Source organism: Kribbella sindirgiensis, assembly GCF_004331435.1.
In the GTDB taxonomy this organism is placed as follows: Bacteria; Actinomycetota; Actinomycetes; order Propionibacteriales; family Kribbellaceae; genus Kribbella; species Kribbella sindirgiensis.
Genome location: NZ_SJKA01000039.1, coordinates 1 through 11,513 on the forward strand (window position 1 = coordinate 1; position 11,513 = coordinate 11,513).

The following is an 11,513-nucleotide window of genomic DNA, read 5'->3' on the forward strand; positions in this document are numbered from 1 at the left end:
GGGCCGGGAGCAGAAGGAGTCGCAAAGCGCTCCAGCATCCCGACCCGCCAACACCAAGTCTACGAATCCGTCGGCGGCTTGACATCCCTTAGGAACTCAAAAAGCACCCGAGTTTCCGGCCCCGACCGTTACACCAGCGGTGTCAGCCGACGATCGGCTCCGCGTGAGCTTCGGGGTAGCCGGCCGCGGCGAGGCGGTCGAGGGTTCGCTGGAGGACCGCAGTGTCCTCGAGGGTGCGGACCTCGGTGATCTTTCCCCACTTGATGCGCAGGAACTGGTGTACGACGTTCTCGTACGTCGATCCGTCGACGACGTTCACGTGCACGGTGACTGCTGTCGCGACCTGCGTGTTCCAGGGCCGGCCGGCGACCAGGACGTCCTGCACCTCGAACTGGGTCCCGGGCAGCAGCCGGAAGCAGCGCTCCCACCAGCGCCGCAAGGCATCGTGCGTACGCCGCTCTCCGCCGAGCGCGTGATCTCCGTAGAACCGGTACGTGAACGACGGCGCCATCCCGGCCACCATCGCCTCCCAGTTGCCCGCGCTGATCTGCGTGAACGCGTTCCGCACCTGCCGCGCGACGATCCGGTGGTAAAGGCCCATACCGGCAGCCTAGGCCTAGTGAGTTCAATGCTGCAACTGACTATGATGCGGGCATGCGGAACACCAGCTTCGCCTCGATGCACTGCTCGCTCGCCCAGTCCCTGGAGCTGATCGGCGACTGGTGGACGCCCTTGGTGCTGCGCGATCTCTACCTCGGCCTGAACCGTTTCGACCAGTTCGTGACCGACCTCGGGATCTCCCGCAACCTGCTCACCGACCGGCTCGCCACACTCGTCGACGGCGGCCTGGTACGACGTACGCCGTACCAGCAGAACCCGGTGCGCTACAGCTACGAGCTGACCGACGCGGGACAGGAACTCGTACCGATCCTGATGGCGCTGACCGCCTGGGGCGACCGCTGGGCGACTCCCCCGGCCGGCCAGCCGATCCGGTTCACGCACACCACGTGCGGCAAGCTCACGACCCCAACGGTCTGCTGTTCGGAGTGCGGCGAGCAGCTGAACATGGACGACGTCGCGCCGTCCCCCGGCCCCGGCGGCCGGACAGCGCCCGGTACGGCACTGATCGCGAGCGTTCTAGGACTCGAGCCGAAGGCGTAGCAGCTCGGCCAGCGGCATCGACTCGCCGTCGCGGGCGCCCTGACCGACGACGAGCGGCGGATCGGACGGGAGCACCCGCACGCCGGCGACCCGCGACTTGAGGCTGGCGGGTACGCCGAGAATGTAGAAGTTCCCGTCGACGTCCACGGCGAGCGAGCGGTTGCGGCGCAGGTACCACCCGATGAGCTCGGTGCGATAGCTGGCGTTCGAGCCGATCACCTGAGCACGCAGCGGCTCGGGCTCGACGCCGCGCTCCTTCAGGGTCGCGATGAAGCCGGCCAGCAACTCCCGCGCCTGAGCGCTCTCGGAGGCCTTTTTACGCTCCAGCGCGGCCGCATGCTCGACCGCCGCCTGCCGTCGCTCCTCCCGCCAGCTCGTCACCCTCTCAATCTATCCTTCAATCAATACACAGACAGAACGGATGCCCTGCCGGGTCCAGAAACACGCGGAACGACGTACCGGGCTGGTGGTCGGGCTTGGTCGCACCGATCGCCAGGACCTCCGGCTCCGACTCGTCGAGGTCGCGCACCATGACGTCGAGGTGCATCTGCTGCGGCACGTCCTGGGTCGGCCAGGTCGGCGCCTTGAAGTTCTCGACCTGCTGGAAGCTGATGCAGTTGCTGCCGTCCTCGGGGCGGATCTCCGCCCATCCTTCGCGGGACTCGACCTTCCAGCCGAGCAGTTCACCGTAGAACTGGGCGAGCCGGGCCGGGTCCGGACAGTCCAGGACGAAGCCTGGGTACATTGCGATAGCCATGGCTCGCACCCTAGTAGCCATTGCGGACGGTTTCCGTCCGGTTAGCCGGCCGAGTTTCCGACGAGTGTCTGCCAGGCCCGATCGAGTCCCGCGGCGAGGCACCCCGCCACCACTGTCTCGGTACCGAGCACACTCGCCTTCACCTCGGGCATCACCGGGGCGAGCTGACGCAGTTGTTTGGTGACGGCCTCGAGGAAGCCCGGCGCCTGCCCGATACCGCCGCCCAGCACCACCAGTTCGGGATCCACGACGGTGATCACCGTGCACACTGCCTTGGCGACGAGCAGCGCCTCCTCGGCTACGACCGCGGCAGCGACAGGGTCGCCCTGGGCCGCGGCGGCGAAGACCTTCTCCGCCGTCGACGCCCCGCGGACACCGGCCCGTCGAGCCGCCCGTACGACGGCTGCCGCCGACGCCGACGCATCGAACCCGCCGCGCTTCCGGGCGTCCCGCGGATCGCTGCCGCTGCCCTCCGTGAACGGCAGGTACCCGATCTCCCCCGCCACACCGTGCGATCCGTGCCGCAGCTTGCCGTCGAGCACCAGCCCCATACCGATACCGGTGCCGACCGAGACGAACGCGAAGCTGTCGACGTCGCGGCCGTGCCCGTGGGCCCGCTCCGCGATGGCCGCGGCGTCCACGTCGTTCTCGATCATCAGGGTCGGACCGAACCGCTCTCGCAGCGCGGCCAGTGTCGCCGGCGAATCCCAGCCGGACAGCCGACCGGTCAGCGTCAGCGCATCGAGCCGTGGGTCGTAGACGCCGGGGCTGCCGAGAACGGTCTGGGTGAGTTGCGTGACCTCGATACCGGCCTCGGACGCGAGCGTCGCCGTCAGGTCCACGAGTTCCTGGATGCGGGCCATCGCGTCACCCGCCTTGGTCCGCACACTCAACCGCGCGCGCACCGTCCCCGCCAGATCCGCGATCCCACCACGCAGGTACTCCCGCCCGACGTCCAGCCCGAGTACGAAACCCGCCTCGGGCCGCACCTCGTACAGACTGGCCGCAGGCCCGGGTACGCCGGTGCGCTGTCCCGTCACGTGCACCAGGCCTGTCCGTTCGAGGGAACTCAGCGCAGTGGACACGGTCGGCTTCGACAAACCGGTGAGCCCTGCGAGCTCGGTACGAGAGATCGGCCCCGACCGCCGGATGTGGTCGAGCAACACCTGTTCGTTGATCTCGCGGATGAGTTGCGGGCGTGCGCCTCCGGCGATCACCGTCACGTCGACCCCCTCGCTGCTAACAACTCGGCCATCAACTCCCGGGAAGTCTTGGCAATCCCTTGTGGTCCGATGGTTGTTAAGTTAGTTTCCTATCGATTCTATTGGTCGGCGCGAGGAGGTGCCACCCCGTGGTTTCGACACCGGCCGTCCTCGGGCTGGACTTCGGCGGGACGAAGATCGCCGTCGCCGTCGGGGACCTGTCCGGTCGCCGCCTCGGCGCGACGACCCTCGAGAGCCGGGCCAGTGCCAGTACCAATGCCGGTGCCGCGGAGGCGATGACCCGCTGCCTGACGGCGGCGCGCGAACTCCTCGCGGAGGTCGCGCCCGATCACGAACTCGCGGGCGTCGGCGCGGCGACGCTCGGCATCCCGTACGACGACCGCGTCGAACTGGCTCCGACCTTTCCCGGCTGGGGCGAACTCCCCTTCGGGCGCTTGATCCGCGAGGCGTTCCCCGACGTACCGGTGCGGCTCGCGACCGACGTCAAGGCGGCCGCGGAGGCCGAGCTGCGCTGGGGTGCGCTGACCGGCTGTGACCCGGGGCTCTACGTCAATCTCGGCACCGGTCTCGCGGTCGCGATCGTTGCCGGCGGCACCGTGATCACCGGCGCGCACGGCGCGTCCGGGGAGATCGGCTACAACCTGCGCTCCACCGCCGACGTGTACGTCGACGCTGACCGGCGCACGATCCTCGAACACGTCGTCAGCGGCCAGGCGCTCGAGACCACCGGGACCGCCCGGCTCGGGCGACCGGTCACGGCCGCCGACGTCTTCACGACGGCGCGGACCGACCCGGCCGCCGCCGTCCTCACCGACGAGTTCGTCCGGGAACTGGCCGCGCACCTCGCCAACCTCGCCATCGCCGTCGATCCGTCCCGGATCGTCGTCGGCGGCGGGCTGGTCCGGTCCTGGGACCAGCTCGAGCCCGGCCTGCGTCGCGCCCTCGACGCAGCCGTCCCGTTTCCGCCGGAGCTCTCGGTGGCACGGTTTCCCACGGACGCACCACTGATCGGCGCACTCGCCCTCGGCATCGAGGCCGCAGGAGTCGACCTCGGCGCCGAAGCATTCGCATGAGCAGGTTCTTCCAGTAGCGAAAGGCAGACACGATGAGGGGCATCACACGCATCGCCGTCGCCGCCCTGGCGGTCGGCGCACTGACCGCCGGATGCGGCGGTGGGGACAAGCCGATCGGGGACGCGGCATCGTCCAACCCGTCGTCGTCGGCCGGCAAAGGCGGCGGGGGCACCGGGCAGTACAAGAAGGGCGGCACCGTCACGATCGCCAACGTCGGCGGGCAGACCTGGCCGTGCCAGTTCAACCCGTTCAACCCGGCGGTCAACCAGGTCGCACTCGGGTTCGTCTACGAGCCGCTGACGTTCGTGAACGTGCTGAAGGCGGGCGCCACCACGCCGATGCTGGCCACCGGGTTCGCCTGGTCGCCGAAGAAGGACTCGATCGTCTTCACCATCCGCGACGGCGTGAAGTGGAGCGACGGGCAGCCGTTCACCGCCGACGACGTCGTCTACACGTTCACGCGGATGAAGGAGCAGCCGGCCCTCGACCTCTACTCGCTGTGGACCGGCGCCGGACTGACCAGCGTCACCGCGGCCGGCAACAAGGTCACGCTGAAGTTCAAGGCCGCGGCCGAACCGTACTTCTTCAACTTCGCCAACCAGGTCGGCATCGTGCCGAAGCACATCTGGTCGACCGGCGAGGCCGCGTCCAAGCCCGCCACCTGGACGAACACCAAGCCGATCGGCACCGGACCGTTCACGGTCGAGTCGTGCTCCGGCAACAACATCTCGTACGTCGCCAACGGCAACTACTGGCAGCCGGGCAAGCCGTACGTCGAGAAGGTCCAGTACCCGGCGTACCTGGACAACAACCCGGCCAACCTCGACCTGGCCAGCGGCAAGGCGCAGTGGGGCGGCCAGTACATCCCGAACATCGACAACTTCTACAAGTCCAAGTCGCCGGAGAACAACTACTGGTTCCCGCCGACCGCGAACGTCGCCCTGGTCCCGAACAACGACCCGTCGCGTCCGGCGACCAGCAAGCTCGAGGTCCGGCAGGCGATCGCGTACGCGCTCGACCGGGAGCAGATCTCCAAGATCGGTGAGAGCGGATACCAGCCGGCCGCGAACCAGACCGGTGTCGTCACGCCGACGTTCGACAAGTACTTCGACAAGGACGCGCTGACCGCGGCGGGGTACGACAAGCCGAACCTCGATAAGGCGAAGCAGCTCCTGCAGACCGCCGGGTACTCCGAGTCGAACCCGCTGAAGCTGAACGTCATCACGGTCACCGGCTACACCGACTGGGACGCGTCGCTGGCGGTCGTGAAGCAGCAGCTCGCGAAGGTCGGGATCGAGCTCACGGTCCAGGACCTGCAGCAGCAGTCGTACAACCAGAAGCTGTACACCGGCGACTACGACCTCGCGTACTCCAGCCTCTCCGGCGGACCGACGCCGTACTACGAGCTGCGGCAGCTGCTGTACTCGAAGAACACCGCGCCGATCGGCAAGCAGGCGAACAGCAACTACTCGCGGTACCAGAACCCCGAGGTGGACAAGCTGTTCGACCAGTACGCCGCCGCCGACGAGGCCACCCAGGTCAAGCTGATCAAGCAGATCTCGTCGTACATGATCAAGGACGTGCCGATCATCCCGACCACCGAGTCGGTCGACTGGTACCAGTACAACACCAAGGACCTGGAGGGCTGGCCGACGCAGGACGACCCGTACGCGCAGCCGGCGCCGTACAACATCCCGGACGTCGGTCAGGTGCTGACCAACCTGTACTCGAAGTCCGCCCAGAAGTAGGAGACCTAGCGTGAGCGCGAGGAGCTGGTAGGAGTGCGATACCTGATACGACGTCTCGGGTTCTTCGTGCTCACGCTGTGGGCGGCGATGACGCTGAACTTCTTCATCCCGCGGATGATGCCGGGCAGCCCCGAGGAAGCCTTGCGGCAACGTTTGAGCAAGGGCGGCGCGGTGGTGACGCCGGAGCAGTTGCGGACGGTGCTGGCCGAGTTCGGCTTCGACCCGGGCCAGAACCTGATGCTGCAGTACGTCGAGTACCTGAGGTCGATGGTCACCGGGCACTGGGGTGTCTCGATCGGCAGCAGTCTCGGCTCACCGGTGACGACGCTGATCGGCGACGCGTTGCCGTGGACCCTCGGGCTGGTCGGCATCTCGACCGTGCTCGCGTTCGTCCTCGGCACGCTGATCGGTACGGTGGCGGGCTGGCGGCGCGGCGGCCTGATCGACGGGATCGTGCCGCCGGTGTTCATCGTCACCTCGGCGCTGCCGTACTTCTGGGTGGCCCTGCTGCTGATCTCGCTGTTCGCGATCGGCAGCGACCCGATCCTGCCGAACGACTTCAACTACGACCAGGGCCTGACGCCGGCGTTCACCGGCGAGTTCGTCTGGAGCGTGATCAAGCACGGCATCCTGCCGGCCGCCACGATCCTGATCACGGCGGTCGGCGGCTGGATCCTGACGATGCGGAACAACATGGTGACCACGCTGGCCGAGGACTACGTCCGGATGGCCCGCGCGAAGGGCATCCCGGGCCGCAAGATCATGTTCGGGTACGCCGGCCGGAACGCGTTCCTGCCGAACCTGTCCGGGTTCGCGATGTCGCTCGGTTTCGTGATCTCCGGAACGATCCTGGTCGAGTACGTCTTCAACTACCCGGGTCTCGGCTACATGTTCTACAACGCCACGGTGAGCACCGACTACCCGTTGCTGCAGGCCCTGTTCCTGCTGGTGACGCTGGCGGTGCTGATCTGTGTCCTGCTCTGCGACTTCGCGGTGTTCCTGCTCGACCCACGCGCCCGGACGAAGGGATAACCGATGAGTGCTGTTGTCGCTGGTGCATCCGCTCCTGTTGCGAGCGCCACTCGTCGCCCGCGGGGCGGGCTGTTCCGGGCCATCCTGCGCAACCGCAAGGCCGTGGTCGGCGCCGTGCTGTTGTTCCTGTTCATCCTGCTCGCCGCGTTCCCCGGGCTGTTCGTCCCGGGCGCGCACCACGATCCGCAGGCGATCGGCGACCTGCCGCTGCAGAAGCCGTCGGGCGCACACTGGCTCGGTACGACGGGCCTGGGGCAGGACGTCTACGCACAGCTGATCTACAGCACCCGCGAGTCGCTGGTGATCGCGGTCGTCGCCGGTCTCGGCGCGACGATCCTGTCGGTGATCATCGGCGTCTCGGCGGCGTACCTCGGCGGGTTCGCGGACGACGGCCTGTCGATGCTGACGGACATCTTCCTGGTGCTCCCGACGTTCCCGCTGATCATCGTGCTGGCGACGTACGCCGGTAAGGGCAACCTGACCGTGATCATCATCGTGCTGATCCTGACCGGCTGGTCGTACGGGGCCCGGCAGATGCGGGCGCAGGCGATGTCGCTGCGGAACCGGGACTTCCTGGAATCGGCGCGGGTCCGTGGCGAGCGACGCTCGTACATCATCGTCGTCGAGGTGCTGCCGACGATGATCTCGCTGATCGTCGCGAACTTCCTCGGTGCGGCGCTGTACTCGGTGCTCACCGCCGCCGGCCTGCAGTTCCTCGGGCTCGGCGATCCCAGCTCACTCAGCTGGGGCACGATGCTCTACTGGGCGCAGAACCAGGGCGCCCTGGTGAACGGCCTGCCCGCGTGGGCACTCTCCCCGGGTCTCGCGGTCGCGCTGCTCGGTGTGTCGTTCGCCCTGCTCAACTACGCGTTCGACGAGATCAGCAACCCCGCGCTGCGGCCGGTTCGGAGGCGACGTGCCAGATCAGCTTCTTGAGGTCCGGGACCTCACCGTCGAGTACGACACCGGTGATCGGCCGGTCGTCGCGGTCGACCGCGTGGATCTCGACGTCCACGCCGGTGAGTTCGTCGGCGTGGTCGGCGAGTCCGGGTGCGGCAAGTCGACGCTGCTGTTCGCGATCGCGCAGCTGCTCAGCTCGCCGGCCGCGATCACCGGCGGCACCGTGCGGTTCCAGGGCCAGGACCTGGTGACGATGACCGAGAAGAAGCTGTCGGCGTTGCGCTGGCGCGACTTCTCGGTCGTGATGCAGAGCGCGATGAACGCGCTCAACCCGGTGAAGAGCATCGGCGCGCAGTTCCGGGACACGATCAGGGCGCACGACGAGCCGGTCGCCGACGAACGGCCGGCCGAAGTGCTGCGGCTGGTGGGGATCGACCCGATCCACCTGAACAGCTACCCGCACCAGTTGAGTGGCGGCATGCGGCAGCGCGCGATGATCGCGATGGCACTGCTGTTCACACCGGACCTGATCATCATGGACGAGCCGACGTCCGCGCTCGACGTGGTCGCGCAACGGTCGCTGATGGTGCAGATCAAGGAACTGCAGAAGCAGCTCGGGTTCGCGGTCATCTTCGTCACGCACGACATGTCGCTGGTCAGTCACTTCTCGGACAAGCTGGTGGTGATGTACGCCGGACAGGTCGTCGAGTTCGGCGACACCCGCGCGGTGTTCGACGCACCGCAGCACCCGTACAGCGCCGGGCTGCTGGACGCGTTCCCGTCGATCCGCGGGCCGAAGGTTCCGCTGACGGGGATCCCGGGGACTCCGCCGAACCTGGCCTCGCCGCCACCGGGCTGCCGGTTCCAGCCGCGCTGCCCGAAGGCGTTCGAGGACTGCCCGAAGATCGAGCCGGAGCTCTACCAGGTGGGCGCCGTCCAGGCGCGCTGCCTGCTGAATGTCAAGGAACCGGTCCAGGAGCGCACATCATGACGTCGACGGACGTGACCGAAACAGGCGTGACCGAGTCCGCCGCCACACCGTTGCTCGAGGCAAGGGAACTGACCCGGCACTTCCGGGTCGGTCGCGGGTTCGGACGGCAGATGCTGCACGCGGTCGACGAGGTGAACTTCACGATCGGGCGGCAGGAGATCGTCGCGCTGGCCGGCGAGAGCGGGAGCGGCAAGAGTACGATCGCACGGCTGCTGGCAGGCGTCTACAAGCCGACGAGTGGCGAGATCTTGTACCAGGGGCGGTCCACGTCGACGTACCGCTCCCGGAAGGACCAACTGGCGTACCGCGGCGACGTACCGATGGTGTTCCAGGATCCGTTCAGCTCGCTGAACCCGGCGTTCCGTGTCTCGCACGGCGTGCTGCGTTCGCTGAAGCTGCACCGGCCGGAGCTTTCCCGGGCCGAGCGGTTCGAAGAGGCGGAGCGGGTCATCGAGGCGGTCGGACTGTCGCCGGCGGGTGACATCATGAACCGGTACCCGTACGAACTGAGTGGTGGCCAACGGCAACGGATCGGGTTCGCGCAGGCGCTCGCGCACAAGCCGAAACTGATCCTCGCCGACGAACCGGTGTCGATGCTGGACGTGTCGATCCGGATCGGCCTGCTGAACCTGATGGCGGAACTGCGAGAGACGCAGGGCGTGTCGTTCCTCTACATCACCCACGACATCGCCTCGGCCCGGTACGTCGCCGACCGCCTGATGATCATGTACGCGGGCCACGTCGTCGAAACCGGCCCCACCGAGTCGGTCCTCCAGAACCCCAAACACCCCTACACGGACCTCCTGCTCGGAGCCGTCCCCGACCCGCGAGCCCCGCTCAGCACCGGCATCGAAGGCGACACCGGCGAACCCCCGAAGGTCATCGACCCCACCCCCGGCTGCCGCTTCCGCTGGCGCTGCCCCCTCGCCATCGACCGCTGCCACTCCGAGACACCCCTCCTCCGGGTCCTGGGCAAGAACCACGAAGCCGCCTGCCACGTCGCGGAGCCCGACGCGAACTGATACAGATCCTCGCCCCGCACCTCGGTTTCGGAACCGCCCATCGCGGCCCTCGCCCGGGCCTTCACCACGGACTCCGACGGCGACTACTCACGCTCGACGTACCTGGACACGGCGTACGACGCCTTCATCCATCTCGAGGAACACAACCGCAGCTACCTGTTCGACAACACCGAGTCGATTGTCGACGACTACTGCGCCCTCCTCGGCGCGACCGAACTGGCAGCCGCAGTCCGCGCAGTTGGCTCAGCGGATCGGGTTGTTGGGGTCGCCAACGCTGCCTGGCGGCGCGCCAACTCGCTCGTCGCGCGGCACGTGTCGTCCGGTGACGGCCCCGGGGTGGTTCCGGGCCGACGCGGCGGGTCGGCCGTTCGTGCACGCAGTCGAGCCCGGGCTGCCGATCCTCGCGCTGCTGCGGTTCGCGCAGGTGTTTCCGACCACCCGGCAGGCTGATCACGCCCGCGCGACAACGAAACCGGCTACTGGTGGCAAGGCGAGAACGCCGCCATCGCCTCCCTCTCCGGCGCCGCAGCCGGCGCCTGCGTCCGCCTCGACGACGTGGGTACGACGGACCGCGCGCCTCACCACCTTCGCCGAGGACCAAATGGCGTGGATCCTCGGCCGCAACCCGTACGACGTCTGCATGCTGCAGGGCCGTGGCCGCAACAACCCCGAGTACTACTCGGACTTCCCCAACCTGCCCGGCGGCATCGTCAACGGCATCACCTCCGGCTGAACGAACGAACAAGACATCGCCTTCCTCCCCACCAACGCCCCGCAGGCGAAGAATGGCGCTGGACCGAACAGTGGATCCCCACACCGCCTGGTACCTCCTGGCCGCCGCGTCAGCCCACTAGACCCGCAGACAGTTAGTTGCCTGCAGCAAGATCCATAGGATGGCCTGGTCGTGGATAACAGATTCCCTTGAAAATAAGGGGTTCTGGCTTTGAAAACTGTCGGTGGGGTGTCTAGGCTTTGATGCATGGAGAAGCCGCCGGAGTTGATGAGTGACGCCGAACTGGTGCACGCTCTCGACCAGGCCGACGCGGACCTGGCGCGTATCGAGACCCGCCGGCTGCGACTCATCGCGGCGATGGACACCTCCGGGTACGCCGAACGAGTCGGCGCCCGCGACACGGTCCAGTACATAGAATTCCGCTACCGACTCGACCACACCCGCGCCTACCGCGACGTCCGCCTCGCCCGCGCCCTACCCAAGTACGCCGCGGTCACCGCCGCCCTCCCCGACCTCGATGCCGCAGAAGAGGAGGAGGTGCTGTTGCGCCCGGCGCAGGCCGAAGCGATCGTGACCGCCCTGGAGAAGGTCCCGACGACCGTGCCGGTCGCCGACCTGGACTTCGCCGAACAAGAACTGGTCCGCCTCGCCAGGCACCTCGCGCCCGCCGACCTCCGTAAGGCCGCCGAACAGTCCCGCGACATCCTCGACACCGACGGCCCCGAACCCGACGAACACAAAGCCGCCGCCCGCGAAACCCTCACCCTCAAAACCGCCGACCACGGCGTGAAGTTCACCGGGTACCTGGCCAACGACAACGCCGAACTGTTCCGCACCCTGATCACCACCGGCGCCCGCCCGCACAAGACCCTC

Annotated in this window: 13 protein-coding genes; 9 read left to right on the forward strand and 4 right to left on the reverse strand. The window is 67.7% G+C overall.

The features are described 5' to 3' along the window. Positions 1–142 precede the first annotated feature (142 nt). The gene (locus E0H50_RS42570; protein WP_131297123.1) at positions 143–601 is read right to left on the reverse strand and encodes a nuclear transport factor 2 family protein; all 459 of its coding nucleotides are present in this window, start codon (positions 599–601) and stop codon (positions 143–145) included. Positions 602–654: 53 nt separating this feature from the next. Between E0H50_RS42570 and E0H50_RS42575 the strand changes: the two genes are divergently transcribed. Beyond that, positions 655–1,161: a winged helix-turn-helix transcriptional regulator gene (locus E0H50_RS42575; RefSeq protein ID WP_131297126.1), complete on the forward strand. Its 507-nt coding sequence runs from the start codon at positions 655–657 to the stop codon at positions 1,159–1,161. On the opposite strand, the gene E0H50_RS42580 is transcribed toward E0H50_RS42575, so the two are convergent. Genes E0H50_RS42580 through E0H50_RS42590 form a run of 3 tightly spaced genes read right to left on the reverse strand, consistent with a single transcriptional unit; the run spans position 1,138 to position 3,141 of the window. Beyond that, a complete protein-coding gene (locus tag E0H50_RS42580) occupies positions 1,138–1,542 on the reverse strand; it encodes a hypothetical protein (RefSeq protein ID WP_238151723.1) in 405 nt (134 codons plus the stop codon). The two genes, E0H50_RS42575 and E0H50_RS42580, sit on opposite strands and share 24 nt — an antisense overlap. Before the next feature lie 16 nt (positions 1,543–1,558). Further along, a complete protein-coding gene (locus E0H50_RS42585; protein WP_131297131.1) occupies positions 1,559–1,918 on the reverse strand; it encodes a VOC family protein in 360 nt (119 codons plus the stop codon). A 41-nt stretch (positions 1,919–1,959) separates the two neighbouring features. Continuing rightward, positions 1,960–3,141, reverse strand: coding sequence for an ROK family transcriptional regulator (locus tag E0H50_RS42590; RefSeq protein ID WP_131297133.1), 1,182 nt, complete (start codon positions 3,139–3,141; stop codon positions 1,960–1,962). Between the two features lie 128 nt (positions 3,142–3,269). On the opposite strand from E0H50_RS42590, the gene E0H50_RS42595 reads away from it, so the two are divergent. The 8 genes from E0H50_RS42595 to E0H50_RS42630 form a co-directional block, all read left to right on the forward strand. Next, positions 3,270–4,214 carry an ROK family protein gene (locus tag E0H50_RS42595; protein ID WP_131297135.1) on the forward strand — a complete coding sequence of 315 codons (945 nt, stop codon included), beginning with the start codon at positions 3,270–3,272 and terminating at the stop codon, positions 4,212–4,214. A gap of 32 nt (positions 4,215–4,246) precedes the next feature. Next, positions 4,247–5,962 carry an ABC transporter substrate-binding protein gene (locus E0H50_RS42600; RefSeq protein WP_131297137.1) on the forward strand — a complete coding sequence of 572 codons (1,716 nt, stop codon included), beginning with the start codon at positions 4,247–4,249 and terminating at the stop codon, positions 5,960–5,962. A 33-nt stretch (positions 5,963–5,995) separates the two neighbouring features. Further along, positions 5,996–6,994, forward strand: coding sequence for an ABC transporter permease (locus E0H50_RS42605; RefSeq protein WP_131297139.1), 999 nt, complete (start codon positions 5,996–5,998; stop codon positions 6,992–6,994). Positions 6,995–6,997: 3 nt separating this feature from the next. Next, a complete protein-coding gene (locus tag E0H50_RS42610) occupies positions 6,998–7,930 on the forward strand; it encodes an ABC transporter permease (protein WP_131297141.1) in 933 nt (310 codons plus the stop codon). Beyond that, positions 7,911–8,885, forward strand: coding sequence for an ABC transporter ATP-binding protein (locus tag E0H50_RS42615; RefSeq protein ID WP_131297143.1), 975 nt, complete (start codon positions 7,911–7,913; stop codon positions 8,883–8,885). Before E0H50_RS42610 ends, E0H50_RS42615 begins: the two co-directional genes overlap by 20 nt. After that, positions 8,882–9,907, forward strand: coding sequence for an ABC transporter ATP-binding protein (locus E0H50_RS42620; protein ID WP_131297145.1), 1,026 nt, complete (start codon positions 8,882–8,884; stop codon positions 9,905–9,907). The genes E0H50_RS42615 and E0H50_RS42620 overlap by 4 nt, the downstream gene beginning before the upstream one ends. Before the next feature lie 322 nt (positions 9,908–10,229). Next, on the forward strand, positions 10,230–10,640 hold the full coding sequence (locus E0H50_RS42625; RefSeq protein ID WP_131297148.1) for a glycoside hydrolase family 9 protein: 411 nt from the start codon (positions 10,230–10,232) through the stop codon (positions 10,638–10,640). A 246-nt stretch (positions 10,641–10,886) separates the two neighbouring features. After that, the coding region (locus E0H50_RS42630; RefSeq protein ID WP_131297150.1) for a DUF222 domain-containing protein at positions 10,887–11,513 on the forward strand (627 nt) is incomplete at its 3' end.

Bases quoted from the DNA above. Each gene is read 5' to 3' on its own strand.
- E0H50_RS42620 (WP_131297145.1), top strand. From the start codon at position 8,882: ATGACGTCGACGGACGTGACCGAAACAGGCGTGACCGAGTCCGCCGCC.
- E0H50_RS42575 (WP_131297126.1), top strand. From the start codon at position 655: ATGCGGAACACCAGCTTCGCCTCGATGCACTGCTCGCTCGCCCAGTCC.
- E0H50_RS42610 (WP_131297141.1), top strand. From the start codon at position 6,998: ATGAGTGCTGTTGTCGCTGGTGCATCCGCTCCTGTTGCGAGCGCCACT.
- E0H50_RS42600 (WP_131297137.1), top strand. From the start codon at position 4,247: ATGAGGGGCATCACACGCATCGCCGTCGCCGCCCTGGCGGTCGGCGCA.
- E0H50_RS42570 (WP_131297123.1), bottom strand. From the start codon at position 601: ATGGGCCTTTACCACCGGATCGTCGCGCGGCAGGTGCGGAACGCGTTC.
- E0H50_RS42585 (WP_131297131.1), bottom strand. From the start codon at position 1,918: ATGGCTATCGCAATGTACCCAGGCTTCGTCCTGGACTGTCCGGACCCG.